This is a genomic window from Burkholderia sp. Ax-1719, assembly GCF_011753055.1.
Classification (GTDB): Bacteria; Pseudomonadota; Gammaproteobacteria; order Burkholderiales; family Burkholderiaceae; genus Paraburkholderia.
This window is the reverse complement of the sequence record NZ_VWWJ01000003.1, coordinates 449,153-470,755: the sequence shown is the minus strand read 5'-3', so window position 1 is coordinate 470,755 and position 21,603 is coordinate 449,153. Positions and strand designations below refer to the sequence as shown.

Below are 21,603 nucleotides of genomic sequence, written 5' to 3'. Positions count from 1 at the left end.
CGGAGTGGACGAACCTCTGGTGTACCGGTTGTCACGCCAGTGGCATCGCCGGGTAGCTATGTTCGGAAGAGATAACCGCTGAAAGCATCTAAGCGGGAAACTCGCCTCAAGATGAGACTTCCCCGGGGACTAGATCCCCTTGAAGGGTCGTTCAAGACCAGGACGTTGATAGGTCAGGTGTGGAAGCGCAGTAATGCGTTAAGCTAACTGATACTAATTGCCCGTAAGGCTTGATCCTATAACAGGTATGTTTCTGCAGATTCGTGCAGCATACGGTTGAGATCACGTGTTGTGCCTGAAACAACACAACCCCAATTCAGCAACACACACTCTTTACGCTTCTTCCCGATTGGCTGTGGCGCGATAACACCGCGACGCAGCAACCCGTCATGCCTGATGACCATAGCGAGCTGGTCCCACCCCTTCCCATCCCGAACAGGACCGTGAAACAGCTCCACGCCGATGATAGTGCGGATTGCCCGTGTGAAAGTAGGTAATCGTCAGGCTCCTTATGCTGTACGTCCAAAACCCCGGTATCTCCGCAAGAGAACCGGGGTTCTGGCGTTTACGCGCTTGAAAAAATACGAAGAAGCCACGCTCAACGCGAATTTCGTGTCGAGCGTGAAGGCATAAGCTGCCGCCGGCAGATCAAATCCGCCGATCCAATTCCCTACACCATCGCAGAAACCCCAGCGCGCGGTTCCTGCCCAGGCAACTCAGTGCCTGCGGCGCACGCGATCCAGCACGTGATGCGCGGACAGCCAGTGGTGCATCATGCCTTCGCCGTTATGTTCCTGGCGATAGGCTCGCGATTCGAAAATCGACAAACCCAGCAACACCAACAGCCCAACGGCCAGACCAATCAGTCCCGCGATAGTTTCGGCATCCATGGCAGCCTCCTTGGTTCGCAGCCATGTCCTTATCTTAGGACAGCAAAAGGCGAGAAAAAATACCGCTGTCGGCAAACTGCCGGAACACACGGACAACCGCTAGACTGTTGCGCGGCAACATTTTCTGAAGGAGTTTGTGCTGATGTCACGAGCCTGGCTGGCCATTGCAATGGTCGCGCTGCTTTCCGCTTGCGCCGACGATACAACGAACAAGCATCACGGACCGCCGCCTCACGATCCGCCTGATTATCACGGCGTGCCGACTGACGATCGGCCGCCCACGATGATCGACGCACCGCAGCCGGCGCAATAACGCGATAAAACGATAGAGCCCGGCAGAAAAACAGGCGCCTCAGGGCGCCTGTTGCGCTTCCAGCGGCGTGATCGTGCCCGTGACGCGCCCAAGCAGGGGCATCAGTGTGAGTCCGCGCGACGCCATGAAGATCAGTAGCGCGACCCAGAGACCGTGGTTGCCGAACGGCCCCACGAGCGCCCAAGAAGCGGCGAGAAAAACAGCGAGAGAGATGGCCATGGCTTGCATCAGTTCACGCGTACGCGTCGCACCGATGAAGACGCCGTCGAGCAGAAAGCCCCACACAGAGACGAGAGGCGAGAGCGCCGCCCAAGGCAAAAAAGCCAGCGCGGCAGCGCGCACCGAGGCCTGGTCTGTGAGCTTGTCGATGATCCAGGCGCCGGCGTACCAATAAACCAGTGAGAAGCCGAGCGCGCCCAACGCGGACCAGAGCAGATTGACCTTGACCGCCTGCCGGAACGCATGACGATCGCGCGCCCCGATAGCCGCGCCAACCAGCGCCTCCGCAGCGTGCGCGAACCCATCGAGCCCGTACGCCATAAACGTCTGGAAATTCAGCAACAGGGCATTGGCCGCGAGAATCGCGTCGCCTTGTCGGGCGCCCACATGCGCGAACCACGCGAACGAGCCAAGCAGGCACATCGTGCGCAAAAAGATGTCGCGATTGATGACCACCAGGCGCTTGAGTGCGGCCGCTTCCGTGACGGCGCGCCACGCCAGCGGAGCCAGTCCGCGCGGACGCAACCGCCACAATACCGCTGCGCCGAACACAAAGCCCGCCGCATCGGCGGTCGCCGTCGCCGCGCCGATGCCCGCGATGCCCCAGCCAAAGCCATAGACGAATGCGAGCACGGCAATCACGTTGACGGCGTTGATCAGCAACTGCGACGCGAGCGCAATCCGTACGCGCTGCGTACCAAGCAGATAGCCCAGCACCACATAGTTCGCCAGCGCAAACGGCGCCGACCCGATCCGCGCATGACAGTACAGACGCGCGTTGCGCTGCACCTCCTCGCTGCCGCCGATAAGCGCAAGCGCATGGCGAATCAGCGGCGACTGCACGAGCAGAATCAGCGCGCCGATGCCGAACGCCAGCAGCAAAGCGCGCACGACATTGAGACGCAGGGCGGCGAGGTCGCCAGCGCCATGCGCCTGGGCCACGAGCCCGGTCGTGCCCATGCGCAGGAAGCCGAAGCCCCAGAACACGAAGTTGAAGAACAGCCCGCCAAGTGCGACGCCGCCGAGATCCGCGGCGCTGCCCAGATGCCCGGCGACCGCGGTATCGACGGCGCCAAGAATGGGTTGCGTGAGATTCGCGAGAACGATCGGAAACGCGAGCATCAGCACGCGCCGATGCCAGCCTCCGCCTGTCGGCAGCGCCTGAGCGCCGCTCAACTGCGTTCCTGCACGCAGACCCAGGGCGAGACCACGACGGCCCAGAGTTCGGGCTTGCGCGCGGCGTAGTCGGCGGCGGTTTCGGACTGCATGCGCTCGACGTGGCCTGCTGACAGCCATTGCGCGACCTGCGTGCCGTCGTCGCTGGCGATGGCTTCGGCGACGCTCACGAGATCGAGATCGCGCGCCACGGACAGCAGCTTGCCCTGAGCGAAGAATCGTTCGAGATCCTGCCAGTCGATCTTAGCGGTTTCACCGAGCAGTTTGGCGTAGAGGGAGCTGGGGGTAGCGTCGTCGGTAGTCATGATTCTGGGCCTGAAGGTGCGGCCGATACTATAAACGATAGGCCGCATCGGTAAGGAGAGGGCGTAGGTGAGTCGAGCGCAACTCATCTCGCCGAAAAATCGGATGCGTCGCGTGCCGGGGCGTAATTAATCGGACAAATAAAGCATTAGAAAAAGTCCGCCAAAGCACGCATTAAAACGCCGTCGATAGTGGCAATTCGGGTGTTTCAAAAATCCCACTCACGCCGATAATTGCGCTCATACGTGCGTTTGCACACTAAATGACAGACGCTGCGCAAGTGTGTGTAAAAGCCTGATGCGGCGCGGCAGAAAGCGCTCCCACGCGCTCTTCGCGGGAACTTTGCAATCATGCTGAAACGCCCGCCCCATAAGCGTTTGCGACGATTTCCAGTGATTGCGTAAAGCGCGCTGCAATGCGTATTTCTATGCGCAAATAAGGCGATGTCCGCACGACGATTCAACATCGGGAATTGTTACGGTACACAAACCGTGCGCCGCGTCACATTTTCCGCTCAATTAAGTGATTGCGCCGTGGGGGGGCCGTTGATAGATTGCCATTCGGCGCATGGTAAACCGGTCCTTTGCCGATATGCGCCAAACCCCCGTTAGCCCGGCGCCATGCCGGGCTTTTTTTTCTTTCGGAGATCGAAGGGCTTCATTGCCTATGCGATGAACCCTTCGATGCACGGCGATCAGCGCGGCGGCAAATCGCGCGCAGGGTCGATCGAGCGGCCTTGATAACGCAGCTCGAAATGCAGCATGACGCGGTCATTGTCACTGCTGCCCATCTCGGCGATCTTCTGGCCTTGCGAAACAGCCTGGCCTTCCTTCACGAAGAGCGCCTGATTGTGCGCATAGGCCGTGAGGTAATCATTCTCGTGTTTGATGATGAGCAGATTGCCGTAGCCGCGCAGACCGTTGCCCGCGTAGACGACGGTGCCAGGCGCGGCGGCGACGATCGGCGTACCCGCGCTACTGGCGATGTCGATGCCCTTGGAGTCGCGACCGTCGAAGCTGCGGATCACCTGACCGGCGCTCGGCCAGACCAGCGAGATCGGCGTGGCGGAAGTCGCCGGTGCGCTTGCAGTATCGGTGCTGCTATCGCGCGGCGTGGATGCCGTGGCGGAGCCCGACGACGAAGCGCGCGGCACCGTGCGCTGCGCACCCGCGGACGAACCGGCCGACGAACCAGCCGGCGGCGAGACGCGCAGCACCTGACCGACTTCGATGGCATCCGGATTCGACAGATTGTTCCAGCGCACGATGCTCGACACCGATTGGCGGTTGCTGCGCGCGATCTTGTAGAGCGTGTCGCCGCGTTCCACGCGGTAAAAGCCCGGGCCAACCGGCGCCGAACCGCATGCAGCGAGCAGTGCGACGAGCGTCGCGCATGCGAAACGGCAAGTAAAGCGTTTGAATCCTTTGGTGAATTCCTTTCCCAACGTTGGACCTCGCTAGACGCAGCCGGCGGCTGCCCGGAAGCGGGCGCCGCGACGGCAAAACGTCCGATTTTAGCGGGTTTGACGCAGGGCTTGCGCTATCAACCGACGAATCGCCGGACACATCGCGTCACCTCGCCGTCCGCGCGGCAACACCGAGATGCCGGTTGGTGAGCGATGAGTGACCGCAGAGCGGCCCATCATCAACCCATCAGGCCAGCGTTTCGACGCGCAACTGCAGCGTCGCGGACTCCGTCGCGCCTGGCGCCAGCCAGCGCAGACCCAGACCGTTGTGGATCGCATCGGGCAGGCCGAGCCACGGCTCGACGCAGTAGAAGTCGGAATCGGCGGCCTCGGTCCAGGTCGTCACGGCATACCAGGGCAGCGAATCCGGGCGGTCGAGATCGATCGTCACGGCGCGCTTGAGGCCCGGCGTGACGAGTCGCACAGGCGTTGCCGGCGGCGTCGGCTGGAGCACATGGAAGCGGTCGATGATGCCCGCATCGTCCAGACGGTATTGCGTCACGCCGGCTTCCGGCGCGCTGATCGCTCCGTCGGGCAACTGGTGACGGCGCTGCGCGGGCGGCATCTCCAGCGTGCTTTGCGCGCGCTGCGTGTGCGGCAATTCGAAATAGAAGTGATGGCCCGCATACCAGGGCAGCGGCGTATCGCCCGTATTGGCGGCTGTGAGCGTGACGTCGAGCGCGTGATCGTCCGCGAGACGGTAGAGCGCTTCGAAGCGGAACGCGAACGGATAGCCCACTCGCGTCGTGGGCGTATCCGTGAGCGTCATGCGCACGCCGCGACCGTCAGGATCGACCTCGGCGGTAAAGGGCAGGTCGCGCGCAAACCCATGCATCGACAGATCGCGCACCACGCCCTGCGCATCGCGCCAGCGCCCAATCTGCCCATCGACGAAATGACGTCCGAGAAACGGAAACAGCAACGGATTGCCGCCGCGCACCCGCGCCGGCTGGTCCCAGTTGGCGTTCTCCGGCCAGCGGATCACGGCGTCGCCGCCCACGTGCCACGACAGCAGCCGACCGCCTGCCCAAGGCGCAAAACGCAGCGTCGAAGCGCCGCTAGAGAGTTCGAGAATGTCGTGCGGAGGACGGTTTTCCATGTCGAGACGTCGCGAAAAGGTTGAAGGAGCAGCGGGAGCGTAATCGAGCGAAACGCGCTCCGAAGGGCGCCCGGGGATTGTGCGCTGCTTTCGGATGCGTGAAAACCCTCGTCGGGAAATCGTGGGTGTCGCTTGAGAAAGGCCGCGCTCATAATCCATTACGAATGTGTGACCGTGCGTAACCGCACGTTTCCATATGTAGCATTGATGAAGCAACGCAGCCATGAAGAAGGAGGGCGCAAAGATGGATCTCGCAATGACCATGGGAATGGGACTCTTCAGCCTGTTCATTGGAAGCAGCGCATACTTCTTTTACAAAATGGCGCGCTAGATACGCGTGCTGACGCGCTAGCCGATGCGGTCAGCGCCACGCTGGCCGTTTAACTTTCTATCGCCTTTCGCCGGTTTCCGTGCCGGCTTCCGCACGAATCCCTCCTGTCTGCGAAACAGGCCGCCCGAGCGCGGCCATCGGCATTTTGCCGGGCATTTCCCACCGCTTTCGCCTCTACACGCGTCTCGCTTAGCGCAGCCTTATTTTGTTGCGATGCGGTAACTTTTCCGACAAATGCGGCTTGAAGCTTGGCGCTGCAATTCGGGCCAGGCATAATCGGGGCGCTTTGCCGCGCCGTCCGCGCGATGGTCCGGCGTTCCCGTCCAAACCCTTCCGAGGATCCCCCGCGTGAGTCTCTCGTTCCTGTTGTTTCTGAGCGTGCTGCAAGGCGTCACAGAACTCTTTCCCGTCAGCAGTCTTGGTCACACGCTGCTGGTGCCGGCGCTGTTCGGCATGCATATCGACAAGCATGCGCCGCAACTGCTGCCGTTCCTCGTCGCGCTGCACCTCGGCACCGCCGTTGCGCTGCTCTGGTATTTCCGTGCGCGCTGGGTCGCGCTGATCAGCGGCTTCTTCGCGTCGCTGGGCGGCCGCAAGAACGACGACGGCCACATGATGTGGGCGCTCATCATCGGCACGATCCCGACGGGCATCGTCGGCCTCGTGCTCGAAAAGCGCATAGAAGCGATCTTTCACGACCTGCGCATCGTCGCCGCGGCGCTGATGGTGAACGGCGTGCTGCTGTGGTTCGGCGATCGTCTGCAACAGGCGCGCGCGCATCGCGCACCTGAAAAGCTCACGTTCCGCCAGGCGTTTCTGGTGGGCCTCGCGCAGATCGGCGCGCTGATTCCGGGCTTCTCGCGCAGCGGCCTGACGATGATCGCGGGTAACGCTGCCGGTCTCACGACCGAAAAGGCCGCCGAGTTCTCGTTCCTGCTCGGTACGCCGATCATCTTCGCTGCGGGCGTGCTCGAACTGCCGAAGCTGTTCCATGCGCGCGATCAACTGACGACGGCGCTCGTCGGTGGCGTGCTGACCGGCATCGCCGCGTGGCTCAGCGTGAAATTCCTGATGCGCTATTTCGAAGGCCGCGGCCGTCTGGCGTCGTTCGGTCTGTACTGCGTGATCGCGGGCGCGATTTTCCTCGGCTGGTTCGTGATGCATCCGCAACCGGTTTGAGGGAGATAGCTGTCGCGTAGGAGTCGGCCACGGCGCGCGGACGATCGCGGTATAATCCACGCCCGTCGTTGTCCGCGGGGTGTTGAAGTTTCAACGCCTGGCGCGAAACACGCAGATTTCCCACGCGACAGTAGCTCAGCTGGATAGAGCATCGGCCTTCTAAGCCGAGGGTCGGGGGTTCGAGCCCCTCCTGTCGCGCCAATAGAATCAAGCACTTAGCCCGGTTAATGTGACCGGGCTTTTTGCTTTCTGGGATGCGTGTAGGCACTGTGTAGGCAAAATCGAGAACGAAGCACCTGCGTTTGAATCAATTTGCGACTGGCAAACTCATCGAAGCGCCATCGTTGCACAGGTAATTCAGGCAACGCGAGGCACCCGCACCCGTCCTATACTCACTCTTCGAACGAGCCGCCAGCAGACAACGTAGCCAATCGGAAAAGGACGCAAATGAGTGTTCCCACCTTCGCCGAACTAAACAATGTTGCTCTTGACGGCTTGGAGTTCTGCCGACGCGTCTACGACGTCTTTGAACGAATCCGCGAAGCGGACGAAGGAAAGATTCGGCTGCGAATGCGTACGACCACTGCCGAGAAAAGGCTTATAGAAGAGCTACTGCCAATATGTAAGTTCGTCCAGACGCGCTATCGGCCAGGACGGTACATTTCGGTTCGATGGGTAGAAGGAAACCAACCTTTCGATGCTGAGTTAGAGCAGCGGGGCGACTATGTGGATATGGGATATTTCCCACCCCGAACCTACCTTGAGGTGACGTACGCCGTCCACGCAAACGACTACCTCTGCCGAGAATTGCTTACACAAAAAGGGGTTGTTTTCAGCCCGGACGGTGTGAAGCGACTCAAAACAAGGGAAATTGTTTCGGAGCCAGTCGGATACAGTGGTACCGATTATGCGGCAAGCTTTAGTGAGGTTGTTCTTAGGCGCATATCCCAAAAGATAGAGAAAAACTATCCGCATGGAACGATTTTGGTGATTGCCTGCTCTCTAGGCAACCTGTGCTTCCAGGATGATTGGGATGCACTCGTTAGGAACGTCAAGGACAAACTGCCCGAGCATTCGTTCGGTGAGATTTTCCTTTACGACACGGCGCTGGAGCATACAGCTTCGCTCTGACCAACTCCGGTCATTCAGCCTTTGGGGAACGCCCCATTAGCGTCGTGCCATCGTAGCGCACTAGCTTGTACCGGACACCCGCTTTTGCATCTTCAGCGTACATTACAGCCCAGCCTTCGGTCTCGCGCGTAGCAACTCTATCGGGCCTACTCCAATAGAGGTCCACGCCTTTGGCTCTTGCCTCCTCACCGAACCCTGATTTTTGCAACCAGTCGCCATCAACTAGTTTTTCCTGCTCTTCCCACATCAGCCCCCTCACCAAGTCCTTGCCGATGGTGTACGCAAGACCAAGCCATTCAATCATTTCTAGCCTCCGCTAGCAGCGTCATCCAGCAATTTCGAGAGGAACGGGAAGTCCTCGCAACAAATCGCATCAACCAATTGCCGGAGGTTCGAATGCGTCTCTTCATGATGCGTGCCAATGCACAGATAATAATTTTGATCTTCGTGGCGAGCATAGATTAACCACTCGCCCGTCATCGCCTGTTCATCAGCCAGTCGCTTTAAGTTGCCAGCCACAATATCGCCAACGATAGCGTCCACGTCCTCTAGCGGCACGGCACGAACTTCTCCCGCCGCTTCGGCCTCTCGCATTTTCTGCTCAAAGAAAGGGATGCCATAACGCCTTAGCCCCTTCTTGACATTCATGCCCATCGACGGGATGCCTGGCTCCTGATAGTGCTTGTGCCACAACCCCTTAAGAGGCGGATGCTTGTTCTGGGTCGGGGGCTTTGTCTTGCTGGCAGGTCCTAAGCCTTCCAGTGCTTCAATTTCATATACAACGCGATTCGGATCGACCGTTCCAGATTTCAGCCCGCCATATAACGTCATCAGCAATAGACGGCTGTATCTGCCGGGAGCAATTTGCTCCAAACCGAAAAGGCTTGTAATCGCTTCGAACTCTGCGGTCAGATCTTGTCCATTGCTCTTGTTTGTAATGCTGAATTTCCAACGTGACGTAGATGGCTTATCCAAAGTTGTCTCCGCATGGATATCTAGCTTGGTAGCTATAAAGCGTTGTTGTGCGTTCGCTACTGACTTTCTAATTCACGCACGCGCCGCAGAAGCGTCTCGATTTGCTCGGCCTGACGGTAGCTTTCGGCCCCTGTTAAGACTAGCTCTGCAATAAGGTCTTCGCGGGTGTAGTCGTTTGGAAAAACGCGCCGCTGTGGTTGAGCGGATTTATCTTGCTGACATTTGCTCATTGCGTGCCTTCCTTGTGAAAGTGCCCGCAACGCATGAGGGTGAGCGGGCACAGTAGCAAGGTTGGCGGACCGGGCTTAGGGACCGGCAGACGCTCGCGCGTCTCCCTGCTACGGCCCGCCCATTGACGAAACAGACGCGCAGCAATTAACGCGACGCCTACCGGAGCAGGCGCGCGCCCTAAGCATCAGGCCGCCAAGCCTGAACCGCCGAACACCGGCGGCAACAATAAATGTAAGGCACGCGGCTACAGCGTTGAGCACGCGATTGAGCACAAGTATAGCTGGCGTTGATCTGCATCATGCTCCTTGGGGTGTCCGCGCGAACGCCCCAAAAGTCCGCATTTGTCATGGGACATACGCATGAAGGTCCGCATGGGTTGCTTCGGCGAGCGGCCCGCGCCGCAAGGCTTTACGCGCCCGGATCAATGCGTACCTTTGCGCCATGCGGACACCTTTCGATGCTCATAGCTACAGTGACTTCACGCATCTTCGAGCCCGCATGGCAATTGCGGTGGGGAAGGACCCGAAGCCCGCTTACGATGCCAACGAGTGCGCTTGTGGTTCGCCATCGGTGCAGCCGCCAATCTCTAGATCACATCGTTTTCCCAAACGCCGCCACAAACGCATCGTGGCGGTCTTCGACCATGTGATTGATTTTTGTTACTCCAAAGCCGCCGCAAACCCGCGTAGATGCTGAAGACCGCCACACGCTCCGAAGGCCGCCGCGAAAACTTGCTTGGCGGCCTTAACGTTCATGCTGGCGGTCTTCACCCGGCAGACACCAGACCCACCCGCCGTTCAATCCCGTCTTGCGTGCTTCGCCACCTAGTTCGCGCTTCGCACGTTCGATCGTCCTCCACGCATGACCTGCTCCGCGAGCTTCTGCCTGAATCTCCTTGACCGGCAGTGGCCCATTCGAAAGCAGCGACCGCAGAAACGTTTCGGCCTCGTCGCGCTCGCTGCGCGCATCGTCTTCCGGGTCGTTCTCGACGTCGCCCAGAATATCGCGAGCGCAACCCTCGATGCGTTCTCCCCAGACAATGCGATTTGCAACAATGCCCGGTAGCGTCTCGCCTTGCTCCAGTGTGTAAGTGAAGCCGCCGTCATCGCGCGAAATGTTCGCTTTAGCCCGCGCCAGAACGCGCCGCTCCGCGCTCTCATCCCGCCCGGTCACCAGCACCATGCGGGCGATTGCCGAGAATGACAGAGAGCCGGTTACGCGCTCCGCTGGCGTGCGGCCCTGCGTTCCTTTGGAGAAGTGCGAAATGCCGATTACGGCGCAGTCGTAGCGCATGGCAAGATCGATTAGCTGTTGAAGGTCCCGGCGCACATCATTGGCGCGGTGTGCGTCGCCACCAACGGCGCTCATGATCGGATCGACAATCAGCAGGCGTACGTTTTCCATGCTTGCGAGTCGCTCACTCAGCAACGCCGTGTCACGGGCCGGATCGAACGGCATGAGTTTCCCATCCGGCTTCACCACGTTGCGCACAAAGTGAATGTTGCTCAGAGCAGCCCCGCCAGCCATCAATCGTGGAACCAGCGTATCGGCTGGATCGTCTTCGCTGCTCCAGATCAGCACTTTGCCCGGATGTGCGCATACGCTTCCGTCAGGCCACTTGCCACCGGACGAGATCACGGCTGCAAAATCCAGGGCGAGCGTTGTCTTGCCGCTACCTGCGACGCCTGCGATAACCGTCAACTTCCCTGCGGGCAACCAATCGGGCCACAACCACACGATCGGCTGTGGCTTCACGTCCGCTGCGCAGAGAAGCTGCACCGCGTCTTCGTTCCGTGATTGGTTGCCTTTGCGTAGCGAAGTCGCTTGCGGTGGGACCTCTCCGTCCCAGCGCGCCCAGAAACCATCACGCGCAGCAGCAAGCGCCTTTGCATCGTCGGGCGGTTCCGCTGCGGAAACAACGGCGGCGCGTTCCATCACGCGCCCTCGCTCAAAAGTCGTTGAATATCGGAAATGCGCCACGCCAGCCGACCACAGATGCGGACGGGACGAATTGGGCCATTTTCCAGGCAGGCCCATTTCCGCAATGTCTGCGGCCTACGATTCAGCGCGGCGGCGGCTTCTTCGGTAGTGAGGCTTCGCTCGATGCCGCGTGCAATGAGCACGGCATCATATGCATCGGTTGATTGAGGGGTGAGCATCGTCCTTTCCTTTTCCCGCGCAGCGCGGAGATTGATCGATGATGCTCATTTAAGACGGTCAACTATGTTGCACTACAAGTGTCTTGTATAAATCAACTTGTATTGTCAGAGCCCATTTTCGGCTTAGGTGCGTCAGCGATGCTACCTGTGGCGCGCAGACGCGCCCAGGCTCCATTGAAGATGCTTACGGTGAACGGAAGGCGTTTGCGGACTTCGGCCTTTGCGCCTTTCTTGCCAGCTTCACGTGAAAGCGCCAAAGGATTTAGGCCGAGTTCGCGAATCACTCGCAAGATTTCCTGTTCCTGAAACCTCTGCGCTGGCAGAGGGCGTGTTTCGCCTGATAGGGTGGTGTCAACTTTGGCGACCGTCACGGCCCAACCTTCGGCACGCAGCCATGTCGCCACGTCTGCACTTAGAAAATGCGTGCCCATGTTGTACGTCGCGCCTACCGTTCCAGGCAGCACGGTAAGGCCGCTTGCATATCTGATTCGGAGTTGATCGCTCCCAACTGCAGCGGTTAGCCGTTCACGCCACGTGATGCGAAGTCCCGGATTCTCAGCCGTCAGAATGTCCAGCACCTCCGCGACGCTAAGGAGGCGTTGTGGGGTTGGCAGGCGCACGGTGAGTACGCCCGTGCGGGGCGCAGTATCATTGCTGTCAGCCATCGCGACCTCCGTCAAGGCAGCTTTGGTGAGGCGGAGCGCATCGTCCTCGCGATGCGTCCCGCCACTTCCGGCGATTATTTCACGGCGTGCATTCCGGGCTTCGCTCCAGTGGCTTTGAACTCGATGCCTGCCTGCTCCAGCATCCACGTTTCAATCTTCGTGTGCCACATACGCAGCAGGTCAAGCGGGCGGCGGCGATAGTGCTTTTCGGCAAGTGCGGAAGGGCGATGCCCCATAACTTGCGCGACGATACCTACTGGACATTCCACCCATTCCGCCAGCGTCCCATATGACCTGCGCAAGCCATGCAGGCTCATCCGGGGTAGGCCTACTGCGTCAAGCGCCTTGTGATGTGCAATGCGCGGCTCCGCCAGCTTGCCATCGGCTGCCGTCTTGCTCGAAAAGACCCACGGCGATGGCTTCCAGGTTTCTCCGTTAGCGACGAGCTTTCGCATCTGACGCACATTCGGCGGCGTCTCGTTAAGCCGCTTCAATTCCAGGAGCAACGAGGCAAGGTAGGGCGTCAGTGGAATGACTCGCCCCGTTTCCGTATCCACCTTATCGGCGAGGCGCAAGCTTCCCCACTGAAAATCCACGTCGTCCCAACGAAGGGCGGCGAGTTCTTCACGACGCGCGCCGGTTAGCAATAGCCCCTGCAAGTAAACTGAAATAACGGGGTTCGCAATCCGGCGCACGCCTTCAAACCAAAGGCGCAGTTGCTCGCGTTGCAAGCAATCATCTTTCGCCTTCGGTCTAGGCACGGCTTCACGCACAGACCGCGCACTGTACGCGTTAGCGGGAACGACACCGCTGTATTCCTTGCGGTCTTCGCACCAGCGGATAAACGCGCGCAATTTGCGATAACTCTGTTCGGCGTTCGTTGGCCGTGTTTCCGACTGCTCGCTAAGCCAGCTAGCCACTGTCTCAGCAGTCAAGTCAACCAGTTTAAGCTTCATGAGAGGGGCTAGCGGACCGGGAACGGTCAGGCCCTTGCCGCGTTTTTTCGGCTCGCCGCCAGCCTGCGCGAGATTGACGTGATCGACGTAATGGCGCTCGCTCCATTTGGGCCGATGGGCTTCCAGATATTCGCTCCAGGCATCGGAAACGGTTGCTTCCTGGCGGCGCGTTTCCAGGTGGTGCGCTTCAGCAACGGCGCGCTGCTGCGCTTCCTGCTCGCGCGGATCAGTGCCTTTGTCGATCAGCACACGCAGATCAGCCGCCCGCTGGCGGGCTGCTTCGAGCGTCCAGGCACCAGGATCGCCAATGGTGCAGCGGATCGTCTTGCCATGCAGACGGCTCTCAACGATGTAGGAGCGTGTACCAGCGGCTGTTACACGGATGCCGAAACCGCGCGTCTTCGCGTCCCAGAGGATGCTTTGAGTCTTGCCCGGTTCGCAGCGAAAGGCCGCGATGCGAGCCGCAGTGAGATTGGTTGTTGCCATTTCGATTGCCTGCCTTCATGTAGGCACTGTGTAGGCAAATTCTACGGCAATCGATCAATTTTGATCAACCGAATGAAATAGGTGAATTCCTTATAATTCGTTATAAAACAAAGATTTGTAGTGTTTCTTCAACAATGATCAATCGCAAGAAATGCAATTTTGTTCGGCCTTCTAAGCCGAGGGTCGGGGGTTCGAGCCCCTCCTGTCGCGCCAAACGAAAAAAGCCCGCAATTTGCGGGCTTTTTGCTTTCCTGCAGCCTTACGGACGCTTCGTGCCTTTTCCGAGCCGCGTGCGTTCCACCCATCCCGTGACTTTCTCGCCGGTCTTCGGGTTCACATAGGTGACGGATGTGAAATCCGCATAGTCATCCTGGGGAATCAGTTCGTCTCCGGGGATGACGAACACGCCCTTCATCTCGCATTCGTCTGCGGGGGCATACAGAAACTGCAGGCGACCCACGCCGGTGACCACATAGCTGGACTGCGCGAGTTCGTCGGGGACGCTGTCTCTGGCGGCTTCGTCGTTGATGGCCGCGCACTGCGCCGACTGTTGGGCTGGCCAGGGCTTGCCATTCACGCTCTGGCCAAATGACGGACTTGCTGACGTGACGGCAAGAATGGCTCCCAACGCGACCATGTGTTTCATTACGACCTGCTTCCCCGGTTTTATGAAAAGCCGCTAGATTAGCCTTGGCGCACGAAAAAAGCCCGCGTTTTGCGGGCTTTCTGTTGTTGATCGCGCAAAGCGTCGCGAAACGCCATCGCCTGATGCACTCAATGTGCTCAAGCAGCTCAAGCCGCCATCTTCATCTGCAACGCCAGCGCGTCGCGCAGCCTGGCCAGCCGCTCGCGAAACGTAAAGGGCTTCTCGATCCCCGCGATCCGCAGGGCCGGCGCCGAACCGCGCCCGATCACCAGCGTGCCGTAATCGAAAATTCCGCCCATCGGCCCCTGGCGCACATGCACGCGGCGCACTTCGCCCAGGTCGAACATCACGCTGCGCGGTCTGAAAATCCCGAAGGTGGCGATCAGCCGTCTGCGCGTCAGCGCAAGCTGGGTCGTCAGCAGCAGGGCGATCACGACGCCAAACATCAGCAGCCCGCCGCCAAACAGGAACACAGCGAGAAACCCAGCAGAAAAAGCCGCATCGCCGAGACAACCCACCAGCACACCCCACACCATCATGACGATGCCGAGCGTCAGCCACGGTCCCATGGCCCACATGCTCAAATGGCCCTCATAAACGACCCGCTCGCCGGGCGGCAATGTCGATTCCACGCGTCTCATGTTTGACCTCCATCAAAACCTGCCTAAGCAACTAAATTGAGCTTAGGTGATGGAGCGGATTGAAAGCTGTGGTCAAAAGTCGCGTTCGAAGCGTCCTTCAAACAACGTTGGAACAAAAAAAGGCAGCCCGAAGGCTGCCTGAGAGAAGACTGGACGCACCCTGATGTCCAGCCGTCGATGGCCGTGTCGGCTTACAGCTTCAGATCGAGCGCGTTGGTCAGATCGCCCATCGCCTGGCCGCCGTTGCTCTTGAGCGCGGTATCGCGAGCGGTCAGGCCCGGCAGCGTCGGCAGGGCGAAGCGGCGGGTGATCAGACGCAGAATCGAAGTCGTGTCGTACTGCGTGTGATCGACAAATCCCTTCTTCGCGTACGGCGAGATGACGAGCGCCGGAATACGCGAGCCCGGACCCCAGCGGTCGCCCTTAGGCGGCGCGACGTGATCCCAGAAGCCGCCGTTTTCGTCGTAGGTCACCACGACGACCATGTCCTTCCACTGCGGGCTCTTCTGCAGATGCGAGATGACGTCGGCGATATGCTGGTCGCCGCTTGCCACATCGGTGTAGCCCGCGTGTTCGTTCAGGTTGCCCTGCGGCTTGTAGAACGACACGGCCGGCAGCGTGCCCGCGTCGATCGCCTTGATGAACTCGCTGCCGTCCATGCCGCCGTCCAGCAGGTGAGTCGTGCGTGCCGTGGTGCCCGGCGCGTAGTTCGTGAAGTAGTTGAACGGCTGATGGTGCGGCTGGAAGTTCGGCGCCGTCATGTTCGCGCCGTAGATCACGTTCGTGGTGCTGTTCTTCACCGCGTTCACGGCTGCGCCCCATGCGCCGCCGTACCACGCCCACGTGACGCCCGCGTTCGACAGCAGGTCGCCGATGTTCTGCGACGTCTGCGGCGGCAGCGTCGAGGCGTTGCCCGGGTCGGCCAGGTTGGCGTCGCCGCCCGAGGCTGCTGCGTTGCCGCTCGGTTGATACGGCGGCTGCATCGTGTTGACGGCGTAGAAGTCAGGCGTGAGGTTGCCCGACTTCACGAACTTCGGCACGCCGGTCAGCGCCGATGCCGGCGAGTTCGAGGCGAGCGTGAGCGAGACGCCATCGGCGTTCACCGTCGAGATCGCCGGCTTGGCAGCAGCCGTATCGGCGTTCGCGTAGTACGGCGTGCACGCGCAGATCAGCCACTGGTGGTTCAGGAACGAGCCGCCGAACGCGCCCATGAAGAAGTTGTCGGCGAGCGTGTATTGCTGGGCGATTTTCCACAGCGGCAGCTTTTCGGCGCTGGTCGTGTAGTGGCCCATTACGAGGCCGCCCGAATCGCCGTAGGCAGCGAACATGTCGTTCTTGCCGCCGTGGATCTGCATCTGGTTCTCGTAGAAGCGGTGATACAGGTCGCGCGTCGTCGTCGAAAGCGGCACGTTGTAGCCCTTCGGATCGTCGATCGCGAACGGCGCATTCGCCATGTTCTCGGTCATCGCGGCCGTGATGGCGGGCGTGATGCCGGTTTGCGTGAGGCCGTTCCAGACCGTCGGCAGCGTGGCGAGCACGGTGCCGTCGCGGTCGAGCTGCTGGGCGCTGGCCGCCGTCACGTTCTGCAGACCGTTGGCGTTCGGGAAGCTGCCGTAGAGGTTGTCGAAGCTGCGGTTCTCGGCGTAAATCACGACGATGTTCTTCACCGACGCCAGGCCGGGTTTGACGTCGTTGCCGCCGCATGCCGCGACGGCGAGGGCCGCTGCCGCTGCTGCGATCGGCGTCGCATAGAACCATTTTTTCTTGATCATTTTTTCTCTCTCGCGTTGGGGTCCCCGGAGCTGGCGCGAAAGGAGCGCCTGCCTTTTGGGCGAGGCGAAGTGTCTCAACGGAATTTGACAGCTATGTGTAATTAATTACATTTAGCTTTTTCTATCCCTGTAATTGCATGACTGAAACATTACGTAACGACATGCAATCGTCACATCGCTGACATACGCTTTCGCGACTTCGATGCGTGACGATGCGCATCGGCAATCGCGGTGAAAGCGCGCTGGGTCGCGCGCGCCGCCCTGTTCCGGGGATCAGTTCATGTTGCGTAGATTGGCGCGTCGCCCGACGCGGATTCGGACTCACGCGCGCTCGGCGCGGCTGATGCTGGCGGCGCTCGCGCTGGCGGCGCTGGCAGCGTGCGACGGCGGCACGTCGCAGGCAGACGGCTCGAGCACAGCGAACGGCGCGAGCGCCCGCGATGCGAATGCCAACCGCAGTAACGGCGCGAAGCTGATGAAGATTTCGACGCAAGCGGCGGCAACGCATGGCCAGTCGCGCGCAGAGGTCTACGCGCAGGTGCGCCGCATGACGGCGCTCGGCAAGCAGATGTTCTTCGATCCGTCGCTATCGGGTTCGGGCAAGATGTCGTGCGCGACCTGCCATAGCCCTGAGCGCGCTTTCACGCCCACCAATGCGCTCGATGTGCAGATCGGCGGCGCGGATATGCACCGTCCCGGCATGCGCGCGGTGCCCACGCTCAAGTATCTGCAGGCGGTGCCGGCGTTCTCCGAGCACTATCACGACTCCGACGACGAAGGCGATGAAAGCGTCGATGCCGGTCCGACCGGCGGTCTCACGTGGGACGGTCGCGTCGATCACGGCGCGGACCAGGCGCGTATCCCGCTGCTCTCGTCGTTCGAAATGGCGAGCACGCCGCACAAGGTCACGGCGGCTGTGCGCACGGCGCCTTACGCGAACGCATTTCGCGAGGCCTTCGGCGAACACATCTTCGACGACGAGGACGCGACCTTCAAGGCCGTGCTGAAGTCGCTCGAAACCTTCGAGCAGGCGCCCGAAGTGTTCTATCCGTATTCGAGCAAATACGACGCGTATCTTGGCGGCAAGGCCACGCTCACAGCGGCCGAGTTGCGCGGACTGCAGTTGTTCAACGACGAGAAGAAAGGCAATTGCGCGAGCTGCCATATCAGCCAGCGCGCCAAGGACGGTTCGCCGCCGCAGTTCAGCGACTTCGGTTTGATCGCGGTGGGCGTGCCGCGCAATCGCACGCTTGCCGTGAATCGCGATCCGCGCTTTTTCGATCTGGGCGCGTGCGGTCCGGAGCGCACCGACCTCGATCATCGCGAGGAGTTTTGCGGTCTGTTCCGCACGCCGACGTTACGCAACGTCACGCTCAAGAAGAGCTTCTTCCACAATGGCATTTATCACTCGCTGGACGACGTGATGCGCTTCTATTCGCGCCGCGACACGAATCCGCAAGAGTTCTATCCGGTCGTGAAGGGGCGGGTGCAGAAGTTCGACGATCTGCCGCGTCAGTACTGGACCAATCTGAATACCGATGCACCGTTCGATCGCAAACCCGGCGACGCGCCGGTTTATACCGAAGCCGAAATCAAGGATGTGATCGCCTTCCTCGGCACGCTGACGGACGGATGGCAGCCGACGGCGCATTGATCGCGCACGGGCATCGCGGTTGGTCGGTGATGATGCGGGCGTTGATGGGGGCGTTGATGCGCACTCAGATGCCCGCGATCAGCAGGCAGGTCGCCGTGAGGAGCACGAACGAAACGAGCAGGCAGACCGTGCCGCCGCGCAGCACGGTCTCGGGCCAGCGCGGGGCGTTGTCGAAGCGGATCGCGAAGTGCGCGGCCGGTTGATCGACGCGTTGGTCGGCGCGGGGCGCTGCCGTGTGGTGGGCAATCAGCGACATCAGACCGATGCACAGCAGAGCGAGCATGACGGCGAAAATACGTAGGGCGATGGCGTAGGTCATGACGGGAACCTCCTGTTCGTGCATAAGCAGATGACAGTGCAAGGCTACGTTCCCGCTGTCAGACGCTCCATCGGAGCAATCCTAAAAAAGCGCAATCGCACCAGGAAAGCGCGTCGCCGCACGGGCCGGAACTGGCCAGACACGCAAGGCAAAAATAGGGCGCATGCTATGCTTTTCGAGAAGTTTCGAAGAGATCGCCGCCCTTTTGCCCTTCCAGGAGAACGTTCGAATGTCGACCTTGTCCCGTGTTCTGTCCGGCTTTGCCGCCGCGTGCGTCGTGGCGCTCGCGCCGGCCGCGCAGGCCGCCAACCTTAACTTTCTCACCGACACGCCGGCCTCGTGGATGAAGCAGGCCGACTACAACTCGCTCGCGCATGCCGTGCGTGAAGCGGTCGCCACGAAGCAGGACGGCGAAACGGTCAACTGGAATAACGACGGGCTGCGCAACAGCGTGAAGATCGACGCCACCATCACGGTCACCAAGACCGAAAAGGACGGCGACAAGACCTGCCGCAGTTCGGACGTGGTGGTCAACGCCAAGGGCCAGTCGATGACGGTGCGCCCGCAGTTCTGCCGCGTCGGCGAGGGCGACTGGGTCTATCAGAAGAAGCATTGAGGGCGCAGTGACAGGGAAGATCGTTTCATGCGGCATCGTGTTGCTCGATGCGCAGGGCCGCGTGCTGCTCGCTCATGCAACCGGCACCGGCCATTGGGACATTCCGAAGGGGCAGGGCGAGCCCGGCGAAACCGAGGCGCAGAGCGCGCTGCGCGAGATGGTCGAAGAGACGGGCATCGCCATCGACCAGGCGCGTCTGCTCGATCTCGGGCGTTTCGCGTATCGGCGCGACAAGGATCTGCATCTGTTCGCGGCGCGCGCGCTGCAGAGCGAACTCGATGTGTCGCGCTGCGTGTGTGTGTCGATGTTTCCGCGCCGCCATGACGGTGTGATGATTCCCGAGATGGACGCGTGGCGCTGGACCGCGCCCGCCGATGTCGATCAGTACGCGAGCCGTAGTCTCGCGCGTCTGTTCCACACCACGCTCTCGCTGGCGGAGTTGCACGAGCGCCTGGAATAATCCGGCGCGCAAATGAAAAAGCCCTGCAATTGCAGGGCTTTTTGACTTTCGGCGATGCGGGCAGGGCGCTTACTTGCCCCAGCTGTCGCGCAGACCGACGATGCGGTTGAACACCGGTGCGCCCGGCTTCGAGTCGTAGCGGTCGGCGACGAAGTAGCCATGACGCTCGAACTGGAAGCGGTCTTCCGGCGCGGCTTCGCGCGCGGCCGGTTCGACATACGCCTGAACGACGCGCTTCGAATCCGGGTTCAGCGCTTCGAGGAAGTCGCGGCCGCCCGCATCCGGCTGCTCTTCGCGGAACAGACGGTCGTAAAGGCGCACTTCGGCCGGCACGGCGTTGTCGGCGCTGATGAACTGGATCGTGCCCTTGACCTTGTAGTTGCTGGAGCCTTCGGTGCCCGATTTGCTGTCCGGGAAGTAGTTGCAATGCACGGCGACGATGTTGCCGTCGGCGTCCTTCTCTGCGCCCGTGCATTCCACCACGAAGCCGTACTTCAGGCGCACCTTGTTGCCCGGGAACAGGCGGAAATAGCCCTTGGGCGGCGTTTCCTGGAAGTCTTCGCGCTCGATCCACAGTTCGCGCGAGAACGTGAATTCGCGGTTGCCGCGCTCCGGATGATGCGGATGCACCGGCGCGCTGCAGAGTTCCGACTGGCCTTCGGGATAGTTGTCGACGATCAGCTTGAGCGGATCGAGCACGGCGGTCGCACGCGGCGCCTTGTCGTCCAGATCGTCGCGCAGCGCGCCTTCGAACACGCTCATGTCGATCCACGAATCGACCTTGGTCACGCCAATGCGCTCGCAGAACAGCTTGATCGCATCGGGCGTGAAGCCGCGACGACGCACACCGACGATGGTCGGCATACGCGGATCGTCCCAGCCATCGACGTGGTTTTCGGTCACCAGTTGCAGCAGCTTGCGCTTGCTGGTGATCGCGTACGTGAGGTTCAGACGCGAGAACTCGATCTGTTGCGGCAGCGGACGCGCGAACACGCCGGCGTCGGCCAGTTCGTTGAGCACCCAGTCGTACAGCGGACGGTGATCTTCGAATTCCAGCGTGCACAGCGAGTGCGTGATGCCTTCCAGCGCATCCGAAATGCAATGCGTGTAGTCATACATCGGGTACACGCACCACTTGTCGCCGGTGCGATAGTGGTGAGCGAAGCGGATGCGGTAGATGACCGGGTCGCGCAGATTAAAGTTCGGCGCGGCCATGTCGATCTTGGCGCGCAGCACGTGCGCGCCTTCCTCGAACTCACCGGCCTTCATGCGGCGGAACAGGTCGAGGTTTTCTTCGACGGAGCGATCGCGGAACGGCGAATTCTTGCCTGCTTCCGTGGCCGAGCCGCGGTTTGCGCGCATCTCTTCCGGCGACTGGCTGTCCACGTAAGCCTTGCCGCGCTGGATCAGCAGTTCGGCGAATTCGTAGAGCTTGTCGTAGTAGTCGCTGGCGTAGAAGAGGTATTCCTTCTCTTCCTTCTTCCACTCGAAGCCAAGCCAGGTGACCGCGTCGATGATCGAATTGACGTATTCGACGCTTTCCTTTTCCGGGTTCGTGTCGTCGAAGCGCAGGTGGCAAACGCCGTCATAGCGCTGCGCGACGCCGAAGTTCAGGCAGATGCTCTTCGCGTGGCCGATGTGCAGATAACCGTTCGGCTCAGGCGGGAAGCGCGTTTCCACGCGCTGCGCCCACTTGCCCGAGCGGTTGTCGTCGTCGATGATGTTGCGGATGAAATTGGATGCCGCAGGCGCGTCCGTGCGGTCGGCGTCTTTACGTTCGGTATTCATGCGAAAAGGGAAGTCGTTCGAGGGCGCGATGCAAGTGGCCAGCCTGTCGGCAGGTGAGCGTTGAATTTTCAACCCTGCCGAAGCCGCACCGCGCGCCGGTGGTGCCTTCCATTCTACCTGACGCGACCT

General features: G+C 60.7%; 23 protein-coding genes, 1 tRNA gene and 2 rRNA genes. 9 read left to right on the top strand and 17 right to left on the bottom strand.

Going from position 1 to position 21,603, the window contains the following annotated elements; all coding sequences use genetic code 11:
• Positions 1 to 238 (top strand): 23S ribosomal RNA (locus F3J17_RS09580); the annotation flags it as partial.
• 154 nt (positions 239 to 392) lie between these two features.
• Positions 393 to 506: ribosomal RNA gene (gene rrf, locus F3J17_RS09575) — 5S ribosomal RNA — on the top strand.
• Positions 507 to 716: 210 nt separating this feature from the next.
• Here the strand turns inward: rrf and F3J17_RS09570 are convergent.
• The gene (locus F3J17_RS09570) at positions 717 to 890 is read right to left on the bottom strand and encodes a hypothetical protein (RefSeq protein ID WP_167056617.1); all 174 of its coding nucleotides are present in this window, start codon (positions 888 to 890) and stop codon (positions 717 to 719) included.
• 142 nt (positions 891 to 1,032) lie between these two features.
• On the opposite strand from F3J17_RS09570, the gene F3J17_RS09565 reads away from it, so the two are divergent.
• Positions 1,033 to 1,203 carry a hypothetical protein gene (locus F3J17_RS09565; protein WP_167056615.1) on the top strand — a complete coding sequence of 57 codons (171 nt, stop codon included), beginning with the start codon at positions 1,033 to 1,035 and terminating at the stop codon, positions 1,201 to 1,203.
• Between the two features lie 39 nt (positions 1,204 to 1,242).
• On the opposite strand, the gene F3J17_RS09560 is transcribed toward F3J17_RS09565, so the two are convergent.
• The 4 genes from F3J17_RS09560 to F3J17_RS09550 all read right to left on the bottom strand — a co-directional run bounded on the left by F3J17_RS09560 (position 1,243) and on the right by F3J17_RS09550 (position 5,465).
• Positions 1,243 to 2,544, bottom strand: coding sequence for an MATE family efflux transporter (locus tag F3J17_RS09560; RefSeq protein WP_240160882.1), 1,302 nt, complete (start codon positions 2,542 to 2,544; stop codon positions 1,243 to 1,245).
• A 50-nt stretch (positions 2,545 to 2,594) separates the two neighbouring features.
• The gene (locus F3J17_RS36210; protein ID WP_240160871.1) at positions 2,595 to 2,903 is read right to left on the bottom strand and encodes a DUF2288 domain-containing protein; all 309 of its coding nucleotides are present in this window, start codon (positions 2,901 to 2,903) and stop codon (positions 2,595 to 2,597) included.
• 692 nt (positions 2,904 to 3,595) lie between these two features.
• Positions 3,596 to 4,345 carry a peptidoglycan DD-metalloendopeptidase family protein gene (locus F3J17_RS09555; RefSeq protein ID WP_167056609.1) on the bottom strand — a complete coding sequence of 250 codons (750 nt, stop codon included), beginning with the start codon at positions 4,343 to 4,345 and terminating at the stop codon, positions 3,596 to 3,598.
• A gap of 208 nt (positions 4,346 to 4,553) precedes the next feature.
• Positions 4,554 to 5,465: an aldose epimerase gene (locus tag F3J17_RS09550; protein WP_167056606.1), complete on the bottom strand. Its 912-nt coding sequence runs from the start codon at positions 5,463 to 5,465 to the stop codon at positions 4,554 to 4,556.
• Positions 5,466 to 6,144: 679 nt separating this feature from the next.
• Between F3J17_RS09550 and F3J17_RS09545 the strand changes: the two genes are divergently transcribed.
• The 3 genes from F3J17_RS09545 (at position 6,145) to F3J17_RS09535 (ending at position 8,106) form a co-directional block, all read left to right on the top strand.
• Complete coding sequence (locus tag F3J17_RS09545) at positions 6,145 to 6,975, top strand: undecaprenyl-diphosphate phosphatase (RefSeq protein WP_027815138.1); 831 nt, start codon at positions 6,145 to 6,147, stop codon at positions 6,973 to 6,975.
• Positions 6,976 to 7,099: 124 nt separating this feature from the next.
• Positions 7,100 to 7,176, top strand: a tRNA-Arg gene (locus F3J17_RS09540).
• 246 nt (positions 7,177 to 7,422) lie between these two features.
• On the top strand, positions 7,423 to 8,106 hold the full coding sequence (locus tag F3J17_RS09535) for a hypothetical protein (RefSeq protein WP_167056604.1): 684 nt from the start codon (positions 7,423 to 7,425) through the stop codon (positions 8,104 to 8,106).
• Between the two features lie 10 nt (positions 8,107 to 8,116).
• Here F3J17_RS09535 and F3J17_RS09530 read toward each other — a convergent pair whose 3' ends face one another.
• The 10 genes from F3J17_RS09530 to F3J17_RS09490 form a co-directional block, all read right to left on the bottom strand.
• Positions 8,117 to 8,410: a hypothetical protein gene (locus F3J17_RS09530; RefSeq protein ID WP_167056601.1), complete on the bottom strand. Its 294-nt coding sequence runs from the start codon at positions 8,408 to 8,410 to the stop codon at positions 8,117 to 8,119.
• 2 nt (positions 8,411 to 8,412) lie between these two features.
• Complete coding sequence (locus tag F3J17_RS09525) at positions 8,413 to 9,081, bottom strand: hypothetical protein (protein WP_205194696.1); 669 nt, start codon at positions 9,079 to 9,081, stop codon at positions 8,413 to 8,415.
• A 56-nt stretch (positions 9,082 to 9,137) separates the two neighbouring features.
• Positions 9,138 to 9,311 (bottom strand): hypothetical protein, encoded by a 174-nt coding sequence (locus tag F3J17_RS36020; protein ID WP_205194695.1) that lies wholly within the window; start codon positions 9,309 to 9,311, stop codon positions 9,138 to 9,140.
• A gap of 745 nt (positions 9,312 to 10,056) precedes the next feature.
• Positions 10,057 to 11,247, bottom strand: a complete 1,191-nt coding sequence (locus F3J17_RS09520; protein ID WP_167056599.1) for an AAA family ATPase — start codon at positions 11,245 to 11,247, stop codon at positions 10,057 to 10,059.
• The gene (locus tag F3J17_RS09515) at positions 11,247 to 11,471 is read right to left on the bottom strand and encodes a helix-turn-helix domain-containing protein (RefSeq protein ID WP_167056596.1); all 225 of its coding nucleotides are present in this window, start codon (positions 11,469 to 11,471) and stop codon (positions 11,247 to 11,249) included. Before F3J17_RS09515 ends, F3J17_RS09520 begins: the two co-directional genes overlap by 1 nt.
• Positions 11,472 to 11,563: 92 nt before the next feature.
• On the bottom strand, positions 11,564 to 12,136 hold the full coding sequence (locus F3J17_RS09510) for a hypothetical protein (RefSeq protein ID WP_167056593.1): 573 nt from the start codon (positions 12,134 to 12,136) through the stop codon (positions 11,564 to 11,566).
• Positions 12,137 to 12,210: 74 nt separating this feature from the next.
• On the bottom strand, positions 12,211 to 13,578 hold the full coding sequence (locus F3J17_RS09505; protein ID WP_167056590.1) for an integrase family protein: 1,368 nt from the start codon (positions 13,576 to 13,578) through the stop codon (positions 12,211 to 12,213).
• A 259-nt stretch (positions 13,579 to 13,837) separates the two neighbouring features.
• Positions 13,838 to 14,224: a hypothetical protein gene (locus tag F3J17_RS09500; protein ID WP_167056587.1), complete on the bottom strand. Its 387-nt coding sequence runs from the start codon at positions 14,222 to 14,224 to the stop codon at positions 13,838 to 13,840.
• A 146-nt stretch (positions 14,225 to 14,370) separates the two neighbouring features.
• Complete coding sequence (locus F3J17_RS09495; RefSeq protein WP_167056585.1) at positions 14,371 to 14,865, bottom strand: PH domain-containing protein; 495 nt, start codon at positions 14,863 to 14,865, stop codon at positions 14,371 to 14,373.
• Positions 14,866 to 15,056: 191 nt separating this feature from the next.
• Complete coding sequence (locus tag F3J17_RS09490; RefSeq protein WP_167056582.1) at positions 15,057 to 16,637, bottom strand: acid phosphatase; 1,581 nt, start codon at positions 16,635 to 16,637, stop codon at positions 15,057 to 15,059.
• A 280-nt stretch (positions 16,638 to 16,917) separates the two neighbouring features.
• Here F3J17_RS09490 and F3J17_RS09485 point away from each other — a divergent pair, with 280 nt between their 5' ends.
• Complete coding sequence (locus F3J17_RS09485; protein WP_167056579.1) at positions 16,918 to 18,291, top strand: cytochrome c peroxidase; 1,374 nt, start codon at positions 16,918 to 16,920, stop codon at positions 18,289 to 18,291.
• Between the two features lie 64 nt (positions 18,292 to 18,355).
• On the opposite strand, the gene F3J17_RS09480 is transcribed toward F3J17_RS09485, so the two are convergent.
• The gene (locus tag F3J17_RS09480) at positions 18,356 to 18,610 is read right to left on the bottom strand and encodes a hypothetical protein (protein ID WP_167056576.1); all 255 of its coding nucleotides are present in this window, start codon (positions 18,608 to 18,610) and stop codon (positions 18,356 to 18,358) included.
• Positions 18,611 to 18,839: 229 nt separating this feature from the next.
• Here F3J17_RS09480 and F3J17_RS09475 point away from each other — a divergent pair, with 229 nt between their 5' ends.
• Complete coding sequence (locus F3J17_RS09475) at positions 18,840 to 19,226, top strand: hypothetical protein (protein ID WP_167056574.1); 387 nt, start codon at positions 18,840 to 18,842, stop codon at positions 19,224 to 19,226.
• Positions 19,227 to 19,233: 7 nt separating this feature from the next.
• Positions 19,234 to 19,686, top strand: a complete 453-nt coding sequence (locus tag F3J17_RS09470; protein ID WP_167056571.1) for an NUDIX hydrolase — start codon at positions 19,234 to 19,236, stop codon at positions 19,684 to 19,686.
• Positions 19,687 to 19,755: 69 nt separating this feature from the next.
• Here the strand turns inward: F3J17_RS09470 and F3J17_RS09465 are convergent, their stop codons facing one another.
• Positions 19,756 to 21,474: a glutamine--tRNA ligase/YqeY domain fusion protein gene (locus F3J17_RS09465; RefSeq protein WP_167056568.1), complete on the bottom strand. Its 1,719-nt coding sequence runs from the start codon at positions 21,472 to 21,474 to the stop codon at positions 19,756 to 19,758.
• Between the last annotated feature and the right edge of the window lie 129 nt (positions 21,475 to 21,603).

What these genes read in the sequence shown, in the direction of transcription:
- F3J17_RS09570 (WP_167056617.1), bottom strand. Translation starts at nt 890, where the DNA reads ATGGATGCCGAAACTATCGCGGGACTGATTGGTCTGGCCGTTGGGCTG.
- F3J17_RS09565 (WP_167056615.1), top strand. Translation starts at nt 1,033, where the DNA reads ATGTCACGAGCCTGGCTGGCCATTGCAATGGTCGCGCTGCTTTCCGCT.
- F3J17_RS09560 (WP_240160882.1), bottom strand. Translation starts at nt 2,544, where the DNA reads ATGCTCGCGTTTCCGATCGTTCTCGCGAATCTCACGCAACCCATTCTT.
- F3J17_RS36210 (WP_240160871.1), bottom strand. Translation starts at nt 2,903, where the DNA reads ATGACTACCGACGACGCTACCCCCAGCTCCCTCTACGCCAAACTGCTC.
- F3J17_RS09550 (WP_167056606.1), bottom strand. Translation starts at nt 5,465, where the DNA reads ATGGAAAACCGTCCTCCGCACGACATTCTCGAACTCTCTAGCGGCGCT.
- F3J17_RS09535 (WP_167056604.1), top strand. Translation starts at nt 7,423, where the DNA reads ATGAGTGTTCCCACCTTCGCCGAACTAAACAATGTTGCTCTTGACGGC.
- F3J17_RS09530 (WP_167056601.1), bottom strand. Translation starts at nt 8,410, where the DNA reads ATGATTGAATGGCTTGGTCTTGCGTACACCATCGGCAAGGACTTGGTG.
- F3J17_RS36020 (WP_205194695.1), bottom strand. Translation starts at nt 9,311, where the DNA reads ATGAGCAAATGTCAGCAAGATAAATCCGCTCAACCACAGCGGCGCGTT.
- F3J17_RS09520 (WP_167056599.1), bottom strand. Translation starts at nt 11,247, where the DNA reads ATGGAACGCGCCGCCGTTGTTTCCGCAGCGGAACCGCCCGACGATGCA.
- F3J17_RS09515 (WP_167056596.1), bottom strand. Translation starts at nt 11,471, where the DNA reads ATGCTCACCCCTCAATCAACCGATGCATATGATGCCGTGCTCATTGCA.
- F3J17_RS09510 (WP_167056593.1), bottom strand. Translation starts at nt 12,136, where the DNA reads ATGGCTGACAGCAATGATACTGCGCCCCGCACGGGCGTACTCACCGTG.
- F3J17_RS09505 (WP_167056590.1), bottom strand. Translation starts at nt 13,578, where the DNA reads ATGGCAACAACCAATCTCACTGCGGCTCGCATCGCGGCCTTTCGCTGC.
- F3J17_RS09500 (WP_167056587.1), bottom strand. Translation starts at nt 14,224, where the DNA reads ATGAAACACATGGTCGCGTTGGGAGCCATTCTTGCCGTCACGTCAGCA.
- F3J17_RS09495 (WP_167056585.1), bottom strand. Translation starts at nt 14,865, where the DNA reads ATGAGACGCGTGGAATCGACATTGCCGCCCGGCGAGCGGGTCGTTTAT.
- F3J17_RS09490 (WP_167056582.1), bottom strand. Translation starts at nt 16,637, where the DNA reads ATGATCAAGAAAAAATGGTTCTATGCGACGCCGATCGCAGCAGCGGCA.
- F3J17_RS09485 (WP_167056579.1), top strand. Translation starts at nt 16,918, where the DNA reads ATGTTGCGTAGATTGGCGCGTCGCCCGACGCGGATTCGGACTCACGCG.
- F3J17_RS09480 (WP_167056576.1), bottom strand. Translation starts at nt 18,610, where the DNA reads ATGACCTACGCCATCGCCCTACGTATTTTCGCCGTCATGCTCGCTCTG.
- F3J17_RS09475 (WP_167056574.1), top strand. Translation starts at nt 18,840, where the DNA reads ATGTCGACCTTGTCCCGTGTTCTGTCCGGCTTTGCCGCCGCGTGCGTC.
- F3J17_RS09465 (WP_167056568.1), bottom strand. Translation starts at nt 21,474, where the DNA reads ATGAATACCGAACGTAAAGACGCCGACCGCACGGACGCGCCTGCGGCA.